This is a genomic window from Citrobacter sp. Cpo109 (assembly GCF_030332565.1).
Classification (GTDB): Bacteria; Pseudomonadota; Gammaproteobacteria; order Enterobacterales; family Enterobacteriaceae; genus Citrobacter; species Citrobacter portucalensis.
Window position 1 is genome coordinate 107,737 of record NZ_JAOWHQ010000057.1, and the last position, 19,609, is coordinate 127,345.

Here is a 19,609-nt window from a genome sequence, read left to right on the forward strand (position 1 = left end):
GAATGTGAAACAAAAGTCAGACGTTGAGGAAGATTGTGCGAAGACCGGACGGCCTCCGCACCCGGGCTTAACCGTGCTGCTTATCCCGCATCAGCAATGCTGTAGTGGCGGAAATAAGACAACCCGCCATCAGATAAATGGCCACACTGTGCCAGTCTCCGCCGGAGAATGTTACCAGTGCAGCAGCAATGAAGGGGGTAAAACCGCCGCCAACCACGCTTGCTACCTGATAACCAACGCCTGCGCCGCTGTAGCGATAGCTTGCGCCAAACAAACCGGTAAACATAGGTTGCTGCACGCAGACCACCATATCGTGTGCAATGTTGGCCAACATAATCGCGAAGAACACGATCCAGAAAATGGATTGCGCTTCTAACGCCATAAAGAACGGGAATGCGCTGAGCGTCCCGACCAGTGCGCCGGTAATGTAAACGCGCCGGCGACCAAAACGGTCGGCGAGCCAGGCGAAGCAGGGGATGGTCAGACAGCTCAGCCCACCCACCAACAAGCCGATATTCAGAAAAAGTTCACGGGGTAAGCCCAGATTCTGCGTGGAGTAATTTAGGGCAAACGCGGTGACGATATACATCGTCAGCAGTTCACACAGGCGCAGAGCGATAATTTTCAAAAAGGCACCTGGATGACGGATTAACGCCTCGACTACCGGTAGTCTCTTTTTCTCTGGTTGCGGTGCCTGCTGCTGCTGTTCGAATTCGGCTGATTCATCCATTCGGTTACGCATCCACAACGCGCCCAATACCAGCACGATGCTGAACAGGAATGGAATACGCCAGCCCCAACTCAGGAACTGCTCATCGGTGGTTTGCGAGCTAATCAGCGAGACCAGACCGGTAGAAAGCAGTAGCCCGACGCCATAACCGACCTGAACACCGCTGCTGTAGAAGGCTTTTTTATTTTTCGGCGCACTTTCGACCGAGAGCAACGCCGCGCCGCCCCATTCACCGCCAACGGCGAACCCCTGAATAGCACGCAGCGTCACCAGCAGAACGGGAGCCCACCAGCCAATGGTGTCAAAGGAAGGAATAATCCCTATCAGTGCAGTGGCGATCCCCATCATCCAGACGGTGAGCATCAGCATACGTTTACGCCCCAGGCGATCGCCGAAGTGGCCAAAGATCACCCCGCCTAACGGGCGGAACAAAAATCCGACGCCAAAGGTAGCAAATGCGGCTAGTGTTCCCATCGCCGGGCTGACTTGCGGGAAGAACTCGCGGTTAAAGACCAGTGCGGCAGTGATGCCGTAAAGCAGAAAATCATACCAGTCGACCACGGCACCCGCGAAGCTACCAAGCGCAGCGCGTCGGGCGCGGTTAAGTGAAGAGGCGTCCTGTTGGGGACCCGTGGAGGTGAGGGAGGAATCCATAGTTATCCTGTCTGTACTGTTTTTTAGTTATTAGTATTTGAGTTGGGTTACACACATTGCAGTCGCAATATTAACGACCGTATGAGATTACCGCGACAGACGGGAAGTGAAAACGATTATCTCCCTCATCTGATGGCAACATGAAAAATAAGATGAATGAGAAATCTGAACCTGGTGGAATCGTGGCCTGTCAGGAGTGTTCTGATTTCAGGCGGAGCATTAGGAGCGCTGTATTTGGGGAAGTTATAAACCCACTTTCATAATGGTATACGGAGATTCGGTGAAACCACATCGCTCATAAGCACGAATCGCACGCCCGTTATCTCCGTGGACTTATAAGCGAAGCTCCAGTGCCTTTTCTGATTTAGCTTCTTTTGTAAGATGTTTGATGAGCTCATCAGCTAATCCCATCCCACGATACTCCGGGGCGATATAAAAGCTTTGGATCCACCAGTAGTCATTTCCATGAACATCACTCCATTCTTTTACGACAGAGGTATTGGCGATCACTGTTCCTGAAGAATCTTCCATGACCCAATATTTTGAACGTGGGTTTTCACAAAACGCCGAGGAAACGCCACGCTCCATAGCAACAAGGTCAATCACTGAACCTTCAGATTCTTGTGCTTCCTGAGTGGTGAATTCGATGATTTTGTTGATATCGTCAGGGGTAGCTGGTCGAATAAAGTAGTTCATAAGTCTGGCTCTCATTAGCGTTGCATCGACCCGTTGAACTCACAGCACGGAGCGGACATTGCTGACTGAGCTGAAGGTCCGCTGTGAGCGAAAAGCAGACTAAACCCGGCCAACTGACTCTTAATGGGGCCGCAGAAATTTTGCGTCTGAGCTTTCGAAGCCCCTCCCCTGAAGACAGAAAATTTCTGTGTGCTGTGGAGACATTATATCTTTGCCTTAGGTATAAATAATTTTATTCCACATGAAATTTACATTATTTTATTTATCTGCTTGTCTAAATCAGACTGCACTCCTTACTTAAATCAGGAGGCAGTCATGCCATTTGTTATTTATGTTTTCACTATCAGTGCCTTTGCGCTCGGACTCGCGGAATTTGTCCCCATTGGGCTGACCGACGTCATGGCTCAGGGGTTGGGGGTGGGTGTGGAGCAGACCGGTGCAGCGGTTACGACCTATGCACTGGGGGCAACGTTCGCGGCACCCGTACTGTCTGCGCTGACCGCAAGCTGGAACCGGAAGAATGTGATGCTTACCACTGCCGTTGTATTTACCGCCGGTAGTCTGGCGGCCGCGTTTGCCGCCACATTACCTCAGCTACTGTTGGCGCGGTTCATTGCCGGTCTGGGACACGGCCTGTTTCTGGCTGCGGCATCCAGTACCGCTGCTCGTCTGGCTGGACCAGGTAAAGCAGGCAGAGCGGTGGCTGTGGTATTTGGTGGCTTTACTCTGGCGATGGCAATCGGCGTGCCGCTAAGTACATGGCTGGGAGGCGTGGTCTCATGGCGTCCAGTTCTCGGCGCTATTGCCGCTTTCGGCGCGTTCGGATTCCTTGGACTGTTGTTCGGTATGAAAGACCCCGTACGCAGCGTGCCCGGTGAACATAGTGGCTCAGCAATGCAGAATATTAGCATGCTGTTTAACCGTAAGTTGCTGGTCGGCGCGCTGGTTACGGTGCTGGCGTATGCAGGCTCGTTTACGGCTTACACCTTTATCGCACCTATTCTGACGCAGGTGACAGGCGTAACCGGAGCAACGGTGAGTCTGTTTATGCTGGTTTATGGTATTACCGCTGCGGTAGGCAACATTCTGGGTGGAAAACTCACCGACAGCATGGGGGTGAATCGTGCCAATATACTTATTATTAGCGGCATTGTTATTGTCGTGCTGGGTATGTGGCTGCTGGCTTCCTCACCAGCGAGCATGGGTATTCTGGTTGCGCTGCTGGGTATGCTGACATTTGCCGCAGTGCCGGCACTGCAGGCCCGTCTGATTGGTGTTGCTGAGCAACATGCTCCTCATGCGCATGGCGTTGCTGCCGGCCTGAATATCGCGGGCTTCAACTCCGGTATCGCGCTGGGTTCGGTACTGGGCGGTCTTACCATCACACACGCCGGTATTGTGTATACCGGTATCAGCGGTGCGATTGTTTCTCTGCTCGGCCTACTGTTGCTGCTTGCACAAATCCGTCGCCGTCACAGCAGTAAATTTCAGCAGGCTTAAATCCTGTGCCAGGAAAGGGAGTTAATATGCTTACCCGTGAAAATATGCTCAATGGCGCATTTGTCAGAGCGCATGAAACGCTGCTCCCGGCACACATGCGCTGGGACGCTGAAAAAATACGGGCATCAATGTACTCCACTCTGGAGGAGCGCCCGATAGGCGCTCCTGTGTGGATATTTGCCTACGGGTCATTGATGTGGAATCCCGCGCTGGCGATTGAAGAAATGCAACGGGCCCGTCTGAAAGGATGGCAGCGCAGTTTCTGTATCCGGCTGATATCCGGACGAGCCACCCCTGATATCCCCGGCAGAATGTTATCTCTTGACGAGGGTGGAATAACCGAAGGTATGGCGTTCAGACTGCCGGAATCGACTCTGATACATGAGCTGGAAATGGTCTGGACGCGAGAGATGATTACCGGCCTATACCGTCCGGTCTGGGTAGAAATTTCGCTCGGAAACGGTGAGGAAATTCAGGCGCTAGCTTTCGTATCAGACAGATTGCATCCGCATTATGAACAGGACAATCTTACTGCGACCGTGGCGTCGAGCATCGCATCTGCCCGTGGAGACATTGGCACGAATGCAGATTATGTATGGAAACTGCAGGCCACTCTGGGTGCGTTGGGAATACGGGATAATTACGTGAGTGAACTAGCCCTTGCTCTGTATGAGGCTCCCTGTAACGATAAACTTCATCAGCGAGGCGCTTCACTATGAGCCATCTGAGCCACCTGCGAACGTTTCTTGAGGCCTATCGCTCTGGCTCCTTTTCAAAGGCGGCAGAGCTACTGGGCATCACTCAGCCCGCGGCGTCACAGCATATCCAGTCTCTTGAGACTCTGGTTGGTAAGCGTCTGTTCATCAGGCAGGCCAGAGGCGTGACGGCAACCGAAGCTGCGGATGAGCTTGCTCGCTCCGTTTCACCCTTCATTGATGGTCTGGAAGAAAAACTATCGTCTTTCCGGTCAGGCCCTGTGCGTGGGGGAACAATTAATCTGGCAGGACCTCCGGATTTTATTCATTCCCGGCTTGGGGCTGTAATGGCTCCATTGATGAAGGAGGGGTATCGCCTACGCTTTCATACCGGCAATAAGCAACGTATTTATTCCCTTTTGCATGACGGGAGCGCCGATCTCGCTGTTACCGCCTCCATGCCTGATGACCGTCTGTACGGCTATGCACATCTTCTGACTGAACGCATGCTTCTTGTTCATGCTCCTGCCATGTCAGAGGTCATCGGATCAAAACCTGGTGCTGAAACGCTTGCCTCATTACCGCTGATTGCTTATGACGAAGAGTTGCCGCTGATTAGAGCGCTCTGGGCCACAATGTTTCAGAGAGCTCCTGAGATACAGGCTGCGTTTACCATTCCGGATTTACGTATTATCCGCGACCTGGTCTGCGACGGACATGGATGGACGGTGTTACCGGATTATCACTGTGAAAATGACCTGAAAAGCGGGCGTCTGATTTCAGTTACACCTGCAGATCTCGCCCCGACTAATCATCTTTATCTGGTCTGGAACAAAAGGACGGCTAATAACAGCCGAACCGCCTATGTCCGGGATTACATACTTAAAGCGTTTCCGCGTTGATGTATGAGGCGAATGATTGACGACGCGTATCATAAGTTACGTATGTCCGCTCCTGGCAGGGAGCAGACAGGCGTGCTGGACTAGAAGGTCTGCTTTGAGCGAGGAGCGGACTCTTTCGTGGTAATTCCAGCACTCATAATGCCGGATTAAAATTTATCAGTTGGTTTGAGACGCCTCAATTAACCTAACTTCAGACTTCAATCTCGGCATCATGGCTTCCAGTCCGTTTGGCAGCATTTTCCGGCCTTATACAGGGCTTCAAGTGGCATTTCCGGCTGGCTTTCCAGGAAGCCACATTTGCTAGTTCTTACGCCCTGTCGCCAGTTCCAGCGATGACAGGTGACGCCCGTGTCGTCACACCAGATTACCTCCCCAAGCCTCGGAGCTCTCCACGTATGGTTGACCCTCTTTCAGGTGTCAAACGGTTCACAGCCATCGGCAACAATGAGTCGTGGTGAACCACAATAGGCTTCCAGATTTTCATCACCATCAGGAATTGCATAGCGGAGACTCACTGCGTTATAAAGGTCTATCACAGGGTCAATTGTTGCCATAAAACCGTCGCGTATCACTCGTTTACCGGGAGTGACGTATCTGCCTGGGTCTCACAGAGTTATGTCTCCCTGTTCCGCATGCTGATTGACTTTATTTTCTGGTACAAGAAGCTCGCAACAGGGGGAATTGCTGCCGTTGTCCAGCTACAACTTCTTCAACCGTTCTTCGGGCTTGGTCTGTCAGCCACGCTTCTGCATGAGGCCATTAGCCCCCTCATGGTGTTCATTACGCTGGGTGTAATCCTCTGCGTTATGGGCACCCGTAAAGTTTCCCGGTAATCTTTTGTCTGCTAAGCGCTGGCAGACCAGACTCTTTTTGAATAAGGAACCACTATGTTTACTGGCCTGAGTGCATTTCCGCTGACCCCCCTGGATAACGGCGATATCGATGAAAGCCGATTCACATCTCTGATTGAAAATCTGGCTGACGCCGGAGTTGATTCAATTGGCGCTCTGGGATCTACTGGGAGCTATGCTTATCTGACCCGCGAACAACGTTTCGCTGCGACAAAGCTTGCCGTTAGTGCAGCAGGGGATATCCCGGTAATAACAAGCATTGGATCTGTTCGTACCGAGGATGTTATGAGTCTGGCGGAAGACGCACAGCGGGCAGGTGTCAGTGGAGTGTTGCTTGCCCCCGTAACCTATCAGCCACTTACCGATGCGGAGGTTTTCCGTCTATATCAGCGGGTGACAGCAGAGTTATCGGTCCCGCTTTGCATTTATGATAACGCGGCAACCACTGGATTCAATTTCAGCGATGACCTGCTGATAGCTCTGTCGCACCTTGACAACATAGGCTCCATCAAACTCGGGGAATTTCCTGCCGATCCGATTCAGGCTGGTCAGCGTGTTCAGCATCTGAAAAGCCAGATGGCAAAGGGGGTGACGCTAGGAATAAGTGGCGATGCTCAGGCGATTGCTGGCTTGTTAGCTGGTTGTGATACCTGGTACTCGGTACTAGGCGGGTTGTTCCCACATTATACGCTGGATCTTACCCGTACCGCTTTACGCGGGGATGACTCGGAGACCAGACAGATGAACATAGCACTTGAGCCATTGTGGACGTTCTACCGCCGCCACGGCAGCCTCCGGGTTATTGCCAGTGTCGCCGAGATTAAGGGAATCGTTCAGGCCCCCTGTCTGCCATTCCCCCTTCAGACGCTAACTGGAAAAGAACGAGCATCTCTCGAAGCTCTGATGGAACAATTTAGTTTCCTTGATCTTTCGAATGGACAGGGCCTACCTGTTATACCAGTTAGGCCAGAAAGCCATTAGATAATATTTAAATCATGAACGTCCGCTGTTGGCACACCGCGGACGTCGGTATGGAACAACCCAGCGCCCGTTAATATTAAGCGGAAAGATGAATTAGCGTGTCTCCCCGTTTCGTCATCCTCTTCGCGTTTTACTTAATCCTGCCTTTGTTGCTGTGCATACAGCGACGTGTTATCACTCGGTAAACTGCATTTCACGGGTTGCTATGGTGCAGAGAGTAATCCCTGAACACCGTTGTCTGCGGTTTATGAACCGATGATTCATATGGTTTTGACTGGTTCTAAACGCATGATGGTTGATGACAGAACGCTGCAACATGATCCAGCCCAGAACCGTTGAAATGTTACCTGGGCGGAGTGAAGTCATCGTAGCACGAGTGATATAACCGGCGACCTGTTGAAGCCATGGTACCATTACAGACTGTATCATCTACCTCACTACACACATCGGCCTGCCAGATACCGGTTCGGGGTGTATCTCCGTATCCACGCTGAATACGGTTCTCAGCAATCCAGGGTTCATCACCACTTCTGGTGTGCCTTGCGCCATAACATGTCCGTTCGCCATGACCACCAGATGGTCGCAGTACCGGCTGGCCTGATTAAGGTCGTGCAGCACGGCGACTACCGTTTTCCCCTGAGCCCGGAGTTCCCCCATCAGCCGCATCAGTTCCACCTGGTGATTGATATCGAGATAGGTGGTTGGCTCATCGAGTAGTACAACGGGCGTATCCTGCGCCAGGACCATCGCCAGAAATGCGCGCTGTCGCTGACCGCCAGAAAGATCAGTTAACCGTCGTTCGGCAAGATGTTGGATCCGCGTCTGGCTCATAGCATCATGGACCCGCGTATTGTCTTCAACGGAGAGACGCCCCCAGAGTGACAACCACGGGTTGCGACCGTACGAAACAAGCTCCTGGACGGTGATCCCCTCGGGAGTTAAATGGTGCTGGGGCAGCAGCGCCAGCCTGCGGGCTAGCTGGCGTGATGAGAGCGTATTGATGGCACTATCGCCGAGAAATACGCCACCGGACTGCGGTGTTAACAGTCGTGAAAAACAGTTTAACAACGTTGACTTCCCGCAGCCGTTAGGGCCGAGCAGGGCAGTTGTCTTCCCCGCTGGTAGGGCGAGTGAAACGCCATCAAGCACCTTGTTTGTTCCGTAACAGACCGTCAGATTTTCAGTTCGTAATGTCATTTATCGCATTCTCACAAGCAGCCAGACAAACCATGGTGCACCGATAATGGCGGTCAGCACGCCAGCCGGAAGCTCCAGCGGAGGATGAATAATTCGCGCCAGCAGGTCGGCAACCACCAGCAGTAACGCACCTGTCATGGCTGAAACGGGCAGCAGCCAGCGGTGACGTCCACCGGTAATGCTGCGCACCATGTGCGGCACCACAAGACCAATAAAGCTAATTGGGCCGCAGACGGCCACGCCGGTCGATGTCATGGCTACGGCCAGTAGCAAAGCCTGGATCCGAATACGCGGCACCGACACACCGAGCGTGGCGGCGCGCGCATCGCCCAATGCCAGGAGGTCGAGATCGCGGCAAAAACGCAGACTCAGCGGCAGAAACAAAATCAGCAGTGGGGCGGCTATTTTCACAAAGCTCCAGTCACGGCCCCATAAGCTGCCGGTCAGCCACAGCAGGGCGCTGTTCACATCCTGCGGGTGCGAGAGCATCAGATAATCCGTCAGGCTGGCCCAGCAGGCAGAGAGCGCAACACCCGTGAGCGCCAGCTTCATCGGCTGGCTGGTGTTCGCCAGTATTCTCAGCAGGATCAGGCCCGCCATGCCACCGGCAAAGGCCAGCAGCGGCAGAGCAATCACCGGTAGTGACGGTAAAAGAAGCAGTGCGCCTACAGAGGCAAGACTGGCGGCATGGTTTACGCCGAGGATATCCGGTGATGCCAAAGGGTTACGCACGATCCCTTGCACCAGCACGCCTGCCACCGCGAGGGCTGCACCGACAAGCAGCGCCAGTAGCAGTCGCGGCAGGCGGTACGCCGTTAATACGTAATGATATTCGCGCCCGGTCTGCCAGTCGCTCAGCAGAGCACGCCAGGGAATGGCGATCACCCCCATTTGTAGTGACAAAGCCGAAAGTCCTGCCAGCGCGAGGGCGATGAAAATGACGAACGCAATTTTCATCCACGCCTCCTGACCAGCCAGACAAAACAGGGTGCACCAATCAGCGCCACTACTGCCCCCGCGGGCAATTCGCCAGGGAAGGCCAGCGCTCGGGCCAGAACATCAGCCAGCAGCAGCAGTGTGGCGCCCATAAGAATGCTCATCGGCAGGACCTTGCGCTGATCGAATCCCACCCAGAAGCGAGCCAGATGCGGCATCAGCAGACCGATAAACGCCACCGGACCTGCCACGCTGACGCAGGTACCGACCAGAAGCAGCACCAGAATATTGATGATCAAACGGAGCTTCGGCAGATTCACCCCCAGCGTGCGGGCGGTGCTGTCACTGACGTTAAGCAGGTTCAGTTGATTAGCCAGCAGCAATACCACCGGTACAGCAACCACTACCATTGGGAAAAGCTGCCAGAACTCCTGCCAACGAGCGTGGGATACGCCTCCCGCAAGCCAGTAAAAAATGCCGTAGGCGTGATCTTCCGTCAGCAGCAGGGTGATGCGGGTAAGGGCCATACAGAAAGCTGAGAACGCAATGCCCGCGAGGATCAGTTTGTTTCTGTCCTGGGTGTGGCGAAATCCACCACCTGCGGTCATCACCATCAGCCAGCTTACGCCGCCACCGCAGGCGGCGATAAAGGCGATGGAGTAACCCGTAACGGGCGCAGGGCTGATAGCGCTGGTAAGCGCCATCGCCAGCGCTGCGCCACTGTTAATACCGAGTAGTGAAGGGGAGGCCATTGCATTATGCGTCAGGGTCTGCAGCAGCGTTCCCGCCAGAGCCAGGCTTGCGCCGATCAAAATGGCGACCAGGCTTCTCGGCAAACGAAGGTTTTGCACCAGCGCTTGTGGAAGCGTCGGCGTATGGCCTGGCAGCAGGGCGTGAATGGCATCAACGCCAGAAACAGGAATGGCCGAGTAGCAAAACAGACTCAGCCAGAAGATAGCGATAAGCGCGACAAGGGGAATCCCCCACTGTAGCGCTGGATGTTTGAAAACTGTCATTTCACATCGGATAAAGGCTGGTGGTGAAAGATTTTTACCGTGTCGCTGGCAATGCGTTCGGCTGCGAAAATGCCGCGCATCCGCGCCCAGGCGTTACTGTCGACCGACGCCGTCTGCTGCTTCTGCGCCGCAGTTAACATCTGCCACAGCGGGTCTTGTTGCCAGCGTTTCACGATGCTCTCTTCACGATAGTGCGCGACCAGCAGCCATGCCGGATTGAGCGCCAGCAGCTGTTCCAGACCGATGGAAGGCATAGACGAACCCGCCATAGCCGCAGGCACCGTCAGCCCCAGAGAGGTCAGGACGCCCCCGGTCCAGGTCTCCTGCGTGTGCAGGTTGAACTGCTGCTCTCGGGACGTACCAAACACCACCATCGTGTCTTTTGGCAGTTGGCTGGCCCACTCTGACATCTGTTGTTGGTGTTGCGCCAGGCGTGACTGCATCTGTGCCTTTTTACCCACGATTTCACCGATGATGGCCGCAGACTGAAGATTTTCAGCGTAGGTTTCATTGCGGGACTTGAGCAGCAGTACCGGTGCGATTTGCTGTAAGGCGCTGTAAATACCCGCATGGCGGCTGCTGTCGGCAATGATCAGATCCGGTTTCAGCGCGCTGATGGCTTCTAAACTCGGCTGCGCACGCGTGCCGACAGACTGCCAGGGTTTCAGATGGGTACGAACCTCTGGAAGAATACGCATGGCATCGTTATCGTCGGCAATGCCGACCGGACTGACATCGACAGCAGCCAGTGCGTCCGCGAACGACAGTTCCAGCACCACTATCCGTTGTGGCGTTTTATCAAGCGTAAAGGTGCCATGTTCGTCATGAACCGTGGCGGCAAAAGCATGGCCGGTGAGCAGCAGAGCGGCGAATAGCGTGCGTAATGGTGTGAACATGTAAATTGCCTGCGTCGGGTGGCGTTTCATTTGCCCGACCTACAAAACAGCATGCAGGCCGGGTTAACGGGGTTTAGAACTTCAACGAACCCTGCATATACAGCGTGCGCGGCTGGCCTGCGTAGATGCCTTTGTTGTTGTCGTCGTAAGAGCGGGTGAAATACTCTTGGTCGAAGATATTTTTCACACCGAACGCCAGGTTCAGGTCTGCCATCTGCGGGCCGAAGTCATAGGCTACGCGTGCGCCCCAGAGCATAAAGCCAGGGATGCGACCGGTACTACCGTCAGCGCTCTCTTTAACGGTGTTGGCGTTATCCGCAAACTGGCTGGACTGGAAATCGCTATTCAGGTTGAAGGTCCAGTTGCCCGGCTTATAGTCCACGCCCAACGTGCCTTTGTGCTTTGGTGAGAAGGGCACCTGATTGCCATAGGTATCGCCTTTCTCGCGAATCTCAGCGTTCACATACGCATAGCTTGCGTAGACTGAAACGTTGTCGAGCATTGGCGTCAATGTGCCAAGATCATAGCGAGTCTGAGTTTCCAGTCCGGTATGGCGCGTTTTACCGCGTGCGGTAACGGTGTCGTTGGTTTGGTTGGAATCGTACTGATTATTAAAGTTAATCAGGAACAGCCCCATTTCCGCCGTCAGCGCGCCATCGTCGTATCGGGTTCCGAGCTCCCAGGTTCGCGCTTTTTCCGGTTCCACATTGCCGCTTTGCACAGCCTTGCCAATTTGGCTGTACTGTACGGTGCCGAATGAGCCTTCAGTGTTTGCATAAAGATTCCAGCTATCAGTCAGGTGATAAAGTACGTTTAGCGCCGGAAGTGGGGCGTTGTAGCTTACTTCCTCATGTGAGCCTTTGATGGCGTTGTTCTGGTATGACTCGATATGTTCAAAGCGCATACCCGGTGTGATAGTCCAGTTGCCAATGTCGATTTTGTCATCCAGATACCAGGCGTGCGCTTCGGTACCCGAACGAGTGTCGCGATCGTAAGGGCTGGCGCTGGACGGCAGTTGTCCACTGCTGGTGGCCGTGTAGTAACGCATTTCATGCGTCGACTCGCTCACATAGCGGTATCCCACGCCCACTTCGTGCGCAGAAGGACCCACCATAAAGCTCTGACTGTAGCGTGGTTCAATGCCGCGTACCCAGTAGTTACGCGGTGAAAGGGTGAGGCGTTTTCCCTGTTCCAGGTAGCCGCTGCGCAGAGTTTCAGTGTAGAAGCCCTGAATATTGAATTTATACTGGCTGTCCGGCTGGAACTGATAGCCGAGGCTCGCCAGCTTGCGGCGCCCCCAGAAGCGATCGTAAGGGCGCGTGGATTGCCAGCGGTCGGCGTCGTAATCCGCGCGAGACAGGCCGCCGGGCATGTCAGCTTCACCGTCGTAGTATTGCAAAAGACTGTTGAAGGTATGCACTTCGTTTGGCGCATATTTGCTTTTCAGCATCAGGTCGTCGATGCGGGTCGCGCTGTGTTCGCGCCAGTCGCTTCCACGTGTGCCGGAGTAAAGCAGGGCGGTACCAAAACCGTTATCCGCCGTGCCGCCCACCATCAGGTTGTGCGTTTCTTTTGGGTTATTTTGTGAAGATGTTGGGCTGAGCTGGCCTTCCACGCCGGCTTCCATGCCGAAGTCTTGCGGAATAGCGCGGGTAACAAAGTTCACCACCCCGCCCACGCTCTGTGGCCCGTAACGCACCGCGCCACCGCCGCGAACCACATCGATGGCGTCCATATTTCCGAGTGAGACAGGCGCCAGTGAAAGCTGCGGCTGGCCGTAAGGGGCAAACGGCACGGGAATACCGTCCATCAGTACAGTTGAACGACTGGCCAGGCGCGGGTTCAGGCCGCGAATACCAAAGTTCATCGCCAGATCGTGGCTACCGGTGCCGTTGTTTTCTGGGGCGGTAACGCCAGGAATGCGGTTCAGTACCTCGCGCATGGATGTTGCGCCGGTTTTGGCGAAATCCTCACGACGGATAACGTCACGTGCGCCGGCATGCTCGAATACGTCGTTTTCGCGCGCATCCCCCAGCCAGTCACCCACCACGGTCAGGGCATCTTCTTGCGGTGTTGGTGTGGGCTCCAGCGTCCAGCTGTTATTACCCAGCGGTTTCACCTGCAGGCCACTACCGTTCAGCAGGTGTTGCAGGCCGGTTTCGACGTCGTAGTCACCGTGAAGACCGTTACTCTGTTTGCCGCGCGTCAGGCTGGCGTCAACCGACACGGTAATTCCGCTGAGCGCGGCATACTGATTAAGGGCTTTGTCGAGCGAACCCGGTGCAATATCAACCTGCGCTGCGAAGGCGGATAACGACAGCCCGGCCAGCGGCAGCAGGCTCAGGCGAACGGCGTTAACCAAAGGTGTTGTTTTGCGAAAAACGCGTAAAGGCGTCATACCTTCTCCATCATCATTTTTGTTGTGTTCATCTATGAGTCGAATGAGAAGGGGAAAAAGGACAATAGAAATGAGAATTATTTTGCTTACAATGCGGAAATATTTACCCAGTATCGCGTAACTGACTGAATTTTCACTGGAAGAGTCTTGGCAATAACATCCAGGATTGCATCAGTATTTTTCAGCGGGAAAGTGCCACTCAGGCGTAACCCGGCCACAGCCGGATCGCAGCGCAGCACGCCGTTGCGATAACGGCTCAGCGTGGCAATCACTTCACCCAAAGGTTTATCGCTGAAGCTCAGAATGCCCTGCGTCCAGGTGGCGCTTTCATCATCCGCTGAGGCTATTGCACCAAATTCAGACGCGCTAAACTGCAGGCTCTCGCCAGCGCTGACGATGCGTTTTTCCTGCGGACGATTTGCCAGTAAGACTTCAACAGCGTGTTGTTGAACGACAACGCGTGTGACGTTGTCCTGCTGGTAGACGGTAAATTCTGTGCCTAATGCGGTGAGCTGGCCCTGGCGGGTCACAACGCGGAAAGGTCTCTGCTGCGCGTCTTTTGCGGTGGTAATAGCAATTTCGCCGTACCAGAGATGGACAGCGCGTTGACGCGTATCAAAACGAACGTCCGCTGCGCTTTGTGTGTTGAGCGTCAGCAGCGAGCCGTCTTCCAGCCGCTGATGGCTGACCGCGCCTTTGGCGGTGCGGTAATCCGCGCGCAGACCTTCACCGGCTTCAGATTGCCAGAGCTGCCAGCCGCCGCCTACGCCAAGTAGCAGCAGTAGCCCTTTCATGACATGACGACGGGTAAGGCGCGTATCGTGCAGCGCCCGGCTGGCGACATCGCCCGGTACGCGGCTGAGCTGGCTGCGCAGGTTTTCAACCTGTTGCCAGGCCCACTGATGATCTTTGTCCTCTGCATACCATTGTTGCCAGCGCGCTTCTTGCTGTGGGCTGACACGCTCGCCGCTCAATACAGCATACCAGTGCGATGCCGAGCGCAATGCCTGGCGGCGAGAATCAGTGATAGAAGCGTTCACAGGCCGTGCTCCAGACGAAACAGCAGACAATGTTCGATAGCCTTTGCCATATACTTTTTCACCGAGCTGACGGAGATACCGAGCTTCAGCGCGATCTCGCTGTATGTCAGACCATCCAGTTGCGAAAGCAGAAACGCTTCTCGTGTTTTTCCGTTCAGCCCGTCAAGCATGCTGTCGATGAGTTGCAGGGTTTCGAGCTGGCTCTCGCGTTCCTCGGGGGAAGGCGCGAGCGCCTCCGGCATAAGCGCCAACATCTCCAGATAGGCTTTTTCCAGCGCGTTTCGGCGAAACAGGTCGACCATCACCCGTTTGGCGAGAGTGCACAGAAAGGAGCGCGGATCGCGGATCGTCGAGAGCGAGTCGCTGCCCATTACCCGTAGAAAAGTGTCCTGGGCAATGTCATCTGCATCAAAGGCGGACTGGAGTTTGCGCGTCAGCCAGCTTTTCAACCAGCCGTGATGTGCGCCATAAAGCGACTCGAGCGTAAAGGAAGCAGTGGTAGTGGCGTGGTCAGACATGTGGAATGTATCAAAAGTTAATTATCACGCGATTATAGTAATATGAGAATGGTTATCATTACAATTATAAATATAATTGTATTACGTTGAACTTCTTAATGCTTTGTTATTTATAAAAATGTTATGAGGTGGATATCGGATGGGGAAGGGGGAGTCTGCTTTTGGCATGTGACGGTTGGAATGACATCTGACCATGTCTGCTGTGAGCATGGAGCAGACGAATGCTTTAAAGCATGCTGAACTCTTTAAAAGTAAACCGTTTTTGGGAGGACACCGAGAGCAGAGCAGCTGTTACTTTTCGGGAAAAGGTGAGTTGCGGATCAGGAAATGCTCAATCGAGTCGATTAAACCGGGAGCTAAGGGGAGCGCGGGTTCAGCGTATGTCGCGATATTCGCTTTGCGATCGTCCGAAGTCACCTCTTTCATAACATGGTTCATATTGGGCAGTATAACCAGGGACGCTTGAGGATTCGCGGCCTTAAGCAGTCTTGCATCCGTTTCTTCCACCTGGAGATCGCGTTGCCCTTGTAGCACTAACACGGGTTTGGAAATACTCGAAATGAGATGACCCGGATTATATGAAAACGCATTGATCAAAAACCCCTGAACAGCAGGATTAAAGATACTTTGCAGTGCTGGGTGAATATTCGTAATATCGACTCGCCGCCGATGCTCCAGAGCATCAATTATCGGCAGTGCCTGCTTTAATAGAATTTCATTTTCCGGATTAGCGTTAAGTTGCCCCCTCAACACCTCGCCCATCGGCCTCCCGGGCGTTGCGATAAGAATCACACCGCACACATTCTCTTCTTGAGCCGAGGCAAGTGCGACTACGCCCCCTTCACTGTGCCCTAAAACCCAAATACAGGGGGTGTGCATGTGACGTCTAAGCACGTCTACCCAGGATCGAACGTCGTCAACATAGTCAGCAATCGTCACCGCATTGGCATCCTCTACGGCCATTGCGCTAGCGAACATTCCACGTTTGTCGATACGAAGCGTCGCAAAGCCTTTGGCAGCAAGGCCTTCAGCAAGAAGTCGGTAAGGCGATGCATTCACACCAAGCGGGTTGTTTCCATCCCGATCGGTTGGCCCGGAGCCAGGAATGATAAGAACAACGGCTGTTGGTTTTGAATTCGGGGTGAGTAACGTGCCTTTCAAAGGACCTTTTGGCCCTGCGGCATCCAGGACAGTTTCGGAAAAGGTCACCGGTACTGCCGCCAGACTCACAAATGGGCAAGCGCCCAAAAGGGCAATTGAGGCGGCAATATTCATTGGAGATGTTCCTGTAAAATTCAGCGTACCCGTCAATTTATATTATAAATTTGGCCTGCTCTCCATGGATTAATATATCAGCGGCGATAGAAAAGTCCTCTGCTGGCACAGAGCGGAGGTACTGGGTGAGTTTAAAGTCTGCAGTGAGCGAAGAGCGGACATCTCAACTCATTGGTGTTCCTGTCTATTGATATGAAAGCCCGGAACGGCAAGCGTCTGGAACAAATACCTGCGGCTATTATGAATGAAGTGTTGGCCAGGCTAAGTTGAGGTTTTGATATGCGCAATGAGCAATGGCATAAAAGCAAAAAGCCTGCTTAGTTTCCTAAGCAGGCTTCTTAAATATGGCTCCTCTGACTGGACTCGAACCAGTGACATACGGATTAACAGTCCGCCGTTCTACCGACTGAACTACAGAGGAATCGTTTGAACGAGGCGCATATTAGCGAGGGTGGTGAGGCTTGTCAAAGGGGTAAATACATTTGTGTGTTCGTTTGCTGACAAAATCAGCAAAGCGGCGATCTTTCCGTCTTTTTATGCTTTTGCCCCATTCTGGTGCGTGTCTACCTCTTCCAGGGCAGACTGAATGAGATACTTAGGTGTGCAGAATGATCTTTCTCCGCTTTTACTCCTGACTTTACGCGGCTTTAACCGTAAAACACCGTTTTAGACGAAAGTGGCAAGCATCTTGCAGTCCTGAATTTAATGACTGCCAGCACGGGTTCTGGTATTCCGACAGGAGGCAAAATGAACTTCAGACGACTGAAATATTTCGTGAAAATCGTCGATATTGGTAGCCTGACCCAGGCAGCGGAAGTGTTGCACATTGCGCAACCCGCGCTGAGCCAGCAGGTCGCTACGCTGGAAGGTGAGCTGGATCAGCAATTGCTGATTCGTACCAAGCGTGGCGTCACGCCGACGGAAGCAGGAAAAGTGCTATATACCCACGCCCGGACGATTTTACGTCAGTGCGAACAGGCGCAACTTGCGGTTAATAACGTGGGCCAGACCTTGAGTGGACAGGTCTCTATCGGCCTTGCGCCGGGGACAGTCGCGTCATCCATTACCATGCCGTTATTACAGACGCTACGTGCCGAACTGCCTGATGTGCTGGTCTATTTGCATGAAAACAGTGGGGCAGTGCTGAATGACAAGCTGCTCAGCGGGCAATTAGATATGGCAGTGCTCTATGAGCGTTCACCTGTGGCGGGCATCAGCAGTCAACCGTTGCTTAAAGAGGATCTCTACCTGGTCGGCACGCGTGAGTGTCCTGGCCAAAGCGTCGATTTAGCCGCGGTGGCGCAGATGAATTTGTTCTTGCCACGGGATTACAGCGCGGTTCGCCTGCGCGTGGATGAAGCTTTTTCGCTACGTCGCTTAACGGCTAAAGTGATTGGCGAAATTGAGTCTATCTCCACCCTAACGGCCGCCATTGCCAGTGGTATGGGTGTCACAGTGTTGCCTGAGTCGGCCGCCCGTTCATTATGCAATGCGGCTAACGGCTGGATGGCACGCATCACAACACCATCGATGAATCTGCCATTATCGTTGAACGTATCAGCCAGAGGGAGCTTATCGCCCCAGGCGCAGGCCGTGAAGGAGATCCTGTTGTCGCTGGTCAGCCGTCCGGCGCTGGAAAATCGCGAGCTGCAGCTGGTCAGCTAAACCTTATTCCCACAAGGAATAAGATGCAGGTTTTTATTATTTGTTATGCCGGGCATCAGACTTTAACAATAGCGTAATGTCTGATGTGCCCGGAGCGAAATGTGAATTTCCAGCAACTTAAAATAATCCGCGAGGCGGCCCGTCAGGATTACAACCTGACAGAGGTCGCGAATATACTGTACACCTCGCAGTCGGGCGTCAGCCGACACATTCGTGAACTTGAAGATGAACTTGGCATCGAGATTTTTATCCGTCGCGGTAAACGCCTGTTGGGCATGACCGAACCGGGTAAAGCCTTGCTGATTATTGCCGAGCGTATTCTGAATGAGGCCAGTAATGTTCGTCGACTGGCGGATCTGTTTACTAATGACACGTCCGGCGTTCTGACGATTGCCACCACGCATACCCAGGCACGCTATAGCTTGCCTGCGGTGATAAAAGCCTTTCGTGAGCTGTTCCCTGAGGTGCGTCTGGAACTTATTCAGGGTACGCCACAGGAGATTGATGTCCTGCTACAAAATGGCGGGGCAGATATCGGAATTGCCAGTGAGCGGCTGAGCAGCGATCCATTGTTGGTGGCTTTTCCCTGGTTTCGTTGGCATCACAGCCTGCTTGTTCCTCACGACCATCCATTAGTGAAAGCTTCTCCACTCACGCTGGAGTCTATCGCTCACTGGCCGTTAATTACCTATCGTCAGGGGATTACAGGGCGTTCCCGCATCGATGAAGCATTTGCTCGCAAAGGGCTGATACCGGATATTGTTCTCAGCGCCCAGGACTCGGATGTGATTAAAACTTACGTGTCGCTGGGGTTGGGGATTGGGCTGGTGGCAGAGCAATCCAGCGGCGAGCAGGAAGAGGGGACCTTAACCCGTCTTGATACCCGGCATTTGTTTGATGCAAATACCGTTTGGCTAGGGCTTAAACGCGGACAGCTGCAGCGCAACTACGTCTGGCGATTCATCGAGCTATGCAATGCAGGGTTATCCGTCGATGAAATTAAGCGCCAGGCGATGGAGCCAGATGAGGCGGTGATTGATTATCAGATTTAACTACAAAAGCCCGTGAGTAAACGGGCTTCCCTGACGTCGCTGAATGGCGGGTAGAAAGCTGCGTTACCTCAAAGTCTCCAGCCTCAGATCCTGCGTCGGTACCCGCGACAATATCGAACAAGACACCGCCCGTCCCGAATCCGCATAAATAAACTGAAATCCATTCTTCACCGAAAGAACATCTCGATTGGTAAACATATAGAATTTATTACTCTGACTACGCCGGGCAACGTAGCGTGACTTTCTCACCGGCTATTGTACTCAGTGGAATTACTAATAAAGCGGTTAGCGCTGCTTTCAGCAGTATCGGCATGGGCAAGTATGGGTCTCATTTTGATGTCGTTGCACGATAAGATACTTAACCATGACGTTAACGAATTGGATCATAGAGACATTTTGCATATGCAGACGGACATTCTCCCGTCGTCAGTATGGAAAAGCCTGGATGTGGAGTGAAGCGCTTTACCCGGCAAATGGGATCGCAGAAAAGCAAAAAGCCTGCTTAGTTTCCTGAGCAGGCTTCTTAAATATGGCTCCTCTGACTGGACTCGAACCAGTGACATACGGATTAACAGTCCGCCGTTCTACCGACTGAACTACAGAGGAA

17 protein-coding genes, 2 tRNA genes and 3 pseudogenes are annotated in these 19,609 nt (G+C 53.4%); 9 read left to right on the top strand and 13 right to left on the bottom strand.

Going from position 1 to position 19,609, the window contains the following annotated elements; genetic code table 11:
* Positions 1 to 67 precede the first annotated feature (67 nt).
* Both shiA and OGY71_RS11295 read right to left on the bottom strand, forming a co-directional pair.
* On the bottom strand, positions 68 to 1,384 hold the full coding sequence (gene shiA / locus OGY71_RS11290; protein ID WP_003832199.1) for a shikimate transporter: 1,317 nt from the start codon (positions 1,382 to 1,384) through the stop codon (positions 68 to 70).
* Positions 1,385 to 1,717: 333 nt separating this feature from the next.
* Entirely contained in the window at positions 1,718 to 2,080 is a 363-nt protein-coding gene (locus OGY71_RS11295) for a GNAT family N-acetyltransferase (RefSeq protein WP_003832200.1), read from the bottom strand.
* A gap of 315 nt (positions 2,081 to 2,395) precedes the next feature.
* On the opposite strand from OGY71_RS11295, the gene OGY71_RS11300 reads away from it, so the two are divergent.
* From OGY71_RS11300 to OGY71_RS11310, 3 genes are read left to right on the top strand one after another with little or no spacing between them, the layout of a single operon-like run.
* Positions 2,396 to 3,580 carry an MFS transporter gene (locus OGY71_RS11300; RefSeq protein WP_191221602.1) on the top strand — a complete coding sequence of 395 codons (1,185 nt, stop codon included), beginning with the start codon at positions 2,396 to 2,398 and terminating at the stop codon, positions 3,578 to 3,580.
* Between the two features lie 26 nt (positions 3,581 to 3,606).
* Entirely contained in the window at positions 3,607 to 4,299 is a 693-nt protein-coding gene (locus tag OGY71_RS11305) for a gamma-glutamylcyclotransferase (protein ID WP_286613323.1), read from the top strand.
* Positions 4,296 to 5,177: a LysR family transcriptional regulator gene (locus OGY71_RS11310; protein ID WP_191221600.1), complete on the top strand. Its 882-nt coding sequence runs from the start codon at positions 4,296 to 4,298 to the stop codon at positions 5,175 to 5,177. The genes OGY71_RS11305 and OGY71_RS11310 overlap by 4 nt, the downstream gene beginning before the upstream one ends.
* A gap of 156 nt (positions 5,178 to 5,333) precedes the next feature.
* Here OGY71_RS11310 and OGY71_RS11315 read toward each other — a convergent pair.
* Positions 5,334 to 5,755, bottom strand: a pseudogene (locus OGY71_RS11315) (B3/B4 domain-containing protein); the annotation flags it as partial.
* 12 nt (positions 5,756 to 5,767) lie between these two features.
* Between OGY71_RS11315 and OGY71_RS11320 the strand changes: the two are divergent.
* The 3 genes and pseudogenes from OGY71_RS11320 to OGY71_RS11330 form a co-directional block, all read left to right on the top strand.
* Positions 5,768 to 6,010: pseudogene (locus OGY71_RS11320) on the top strand (EamA family transporter); the annotation flags it as partial.
* Between the two features lie 54 nt (positions 6,011 to 6,064).
* A complete protein-coding gene (locus tag OGY71_RS11325) occupies positions 6,065 to 7,009 on the top strand; it encodes a dihydrodipicolinate synthase family protein (RefSeq protein WP_191221599.1) in 945 nt (314 codons plus the stop codon).
* Between the two features lie 264 nt (positions 7,010 to 7,273).
* On the top strand, positions 7,274 to 7,348 hold the full coding sequence (locus OGY71_RS11330) for an AraC family transcriptional regulator (protein ID WP_231133698.1): 75 nt from the start codon (positions 7,274 to 7,276) through the stop codon (positions 7,346 to 7,348).
* A gap of 90 nt (positions 7,349 to 7,438) precedes the next feature.
* Here OGY71_RS11330 and fecE read toward each other — a convergent pair whose 3' ends face one another.
* From fecE to OGY71_RS11370, 8 genes are all read right to left on the bottom strand, one after another.
* Positions 7,439 to 8,206: a Fe(3+) dicitrate ABC transporter ATP-binding protein FecE gene (fecE, locus tag OGY71_RS11335; RefSeq protein ID WP_003832212.1), complete on the bottom strand. Its 768-nt coding sequence runs from the start codon at positions 8,204 to 8,206 to the stop codon at positions 7,439 to 7,441.
* Positions 8,207 to 9,163 (bottom strand): Fe(3+) dicitrate ABC transporter permease subunit FecD, encoded by a 957-nt coding sequence (gene fecD / locus OGY71_RS11340; RefSeq protein WP_164562931.1) that lies wholly within the window; start codon positions 9,161 to 9,163, stop codon positions 8,207 to 8,209.
* Positions 9,160 to 10,158, bottom strand: coding sequence for an iron-dicitrate ABC transporter permease FecC (gene fecC, locus OGY71_RS11345; RefSeq protein WP_164562930.1), 999 nt, complete (start codon positions 10,156 to 10,158; stop codon positions 9,160 to 9,162). Before fecC ends, fecD begins: the two co-directional genes overlap by 4 nt.
* Positions 10,155 to 11,054 carry a Fe(3+) dicitrate ABC transporter substrate-binding protein FecB gene (locus OGY71_RS11350; RefSeq protein WP_003832216.1) on the bottom strand — a complete coding sequence of 300 codons (900 nt, stop codon included), beginning with the start codon at positions 11,052 to 11,054 and terminating at the stop codon, positions 10,155 to 10,157. The genes fecC and OGY71_RS11350 overlap by 4 nt, the downstream gene beginning before the upstream one ends.
* 73 nt (positions 11,055 to 11,127) lie before the next feature.
* A complete protein-coding gene (gene fecA / locus OGY71_RS11355; RefSeq protein WP_286613326.1) occupies positions 11,128 to 13,452 on the bottom strand; it encodes a TonB-dependent Fe(3+) dicitrate receptor FecA in 2,325 nt (774 codons plus the stop codon).
* 86 nt (positions 13,453 to 13,538) lie between these two features.
* Positions 13,539 to 14,492, bottom strand: a complete 954-nt coding sequence (gene fecR / locus OGY71_RS11360) for a ferric citrate uptake sigma factor regulator FecR (RefSeq protein WP_164562927.1) — start codon at positions 14,490 to 14,492, stop codon at positions 13,539 to 13,541.
* Positions 14,489 to 15,010 (bottom strand): ferric citrate uptake sigma factor FecI, encoded by a 522-nt coding sequence (gene fecI, locus OGY71_RS11365; RefSeq protein WP_008784388.1) that lies wholly within the window; start codon positions 15,008 to 15,010, stop codon positions 14,489 to 14,491. The genes fecR and fecI overlap by 4 nt, the downstream gene beginning before the upstream one ends.
* A gap of 291 nt (positions 15,011 to 15,301) precedes the next feature.
* Complete coding sequence (locus OGY71_RS11370; protein ID WP_286552793.1) at positions 15,302 to 16,285, bottom strand: alpha/beta hydrolase; 984 nt, start codon at positions 16,283 to 16,285, stop codon at positions 15,302 to 15,304.
* Between the two features lie 183 nt (positions 16,286 to 16,468).
* Between OGY71_RS11370 and OGY71_RS11375 the strand changes: the two are divergent.
* Positions 16,469 to 16,555 (top strand): annotated as a pseudogene (locus tag OGY71_RS11375) (type II toxin-antitoxin system PemK/MazF family toxin); the annotation flags it as partial.
* 75 nt (positions 16,556 to 16,630) lie between these two features.
* On the opposite strand, the gene OGY71_RS11380 reads toward OGY71_RS11375, so the two are convergent.
* Positions 16,631 to 16,706 (bottom strand) — tRNA-Asn (locus tag OGY71_RS11380).
* A gap of 326 nt (positions 16,707 to 17,032) precedes the next feature.
* Here OGY71_RS11380 and nac point away from each other — a divergent pair.
* Entirely contained in the window at positions 17,033 to 17,950 is a 918-nt protein-coding gene (gene nac, locus OGY71_RS11385; RefSeq protein ID WP_008784390.1) for a nitrogen assimilation transcriptional regulator NAC, read from the top strand.
* Positions 17,951 to 18,051: 101 nt separating this feature from the next.
* Positions 18,052 to 19,002, top strand: a complete 951-nt coding sequence (gene cbl, locus OGY71_RS11390) for an HTH-type transcriptional regulator Cbl (RefSeq protein ID WP_126956003.1) — start codon at positions 18,052 to 18,054, stop codon at positions 19,000 to 19,002.
* Between the two features lie 530 nt (positions 19,003 to 19,532).
* Here the strand turns inward: cbl and OGY71_RS11395 are convergent.
* Positions 19,533 to 19,608: transfer RNA gene (locus tag OGY71_RS11395), tRNA-Asn, on the bottom strand.
* Position 19,609: the final 1 nt, after the last annotated feature.

Bases quoted from the DNA above. Each gene is read 5' to 3' on its own strand.
- fecA (WP_286613326.1), bottom strand. From the start codon at position 13,452: ATGACGCCTTTACGCGTTTTTCGCAAAACAACACCTTTGGTTAACGCC.
- fecE (WP_003832212.1), bottom strand. From the start codon at position 8,206: ATGACATTACGAACTGAAAATCTGACGGTCTGTTACGGAACAAACAAG.
- OGY71_RS11350 (WP_003832216.1), bottom strand. From the start codon at position 11,054: ATGTTCACACCATTACGCACGCTATTCGCCGCTCTGCTGCTCACCGGC.
- OGY71_RS11325 (WP_191221599.1), top strand. From the start codon at position 6,065: ATGTTTACTGGCCTGAGTGCATTTCCGCTGACCCCCCTGGATAACGGC.
- shiA (WP_003832199.1), bottom strand. From the start codon at position 1,384: ATGGATTCCTCCCTCACCTCCACGGGTCCCCAACAGGACGCCTCTTCA.
- fecD (WP_164562931.1), bottom strand. From the start codon at position 9,163: ATGAAAATTGCGTTCGTCATTTTCATCGCCCTCGCGCTGGCAGGACTT.
- OGY71_RS11305 (WP_286613323.1), top strand. From the start codon at position 3,607: ATGCTTACCCGTGAAAATATGCTCAATGGCGCATTTGTCAGAGCGCAT.
- nac (WP_008784390.1), top strand. From the start codon at position 17,033: ATGAACTTCAGACGACTGAAATATTTCGTGAAAATCGTCGATATTGGT.
- OGY71_RS11310 (WP_191221600.1), top strand. From the start codon at position 4,296: ATGAGCCATCTGAGCCACCTGCGAACGTTTCTTGAGGCCTATCGCTCT.
- fecC (WP_164562930.1), bottom strand. From the start codon at position 10,158: ATGACAGTTTTCAAACATCCAGCGCTACAGTGGGGGATTCCCCTTGTC.
- OGY71_RS11370 (WP_286552793.1), bottom strand. From the start codon at position 16,285: ATGAATATTGCCGCCTCAATTGCCCTTTTGGGCGCTTGCCCATTTGTG.
- fecI (WP_008784388.1), bottom strand. From the start codon at position 15,010: ATGTCTGACCACGCCACTACCACTGCTTCCTTTACGCTCGAGTCGCTT.
- OGY71_RS11300 (WP_191221602.1), top strand. From the start codon at position 2,396: ATGCCATTTGTTATTTATGTTTTCACTATCAGTGCCTTTGCGCTCGGA.
- OGY71_RS11295 (WP_003832200.1), bottom strand. From the start codon at position 2,080: ATGAACTACTTTATTCGACCAGCTACCCCTGACGATATCAACAAAATC.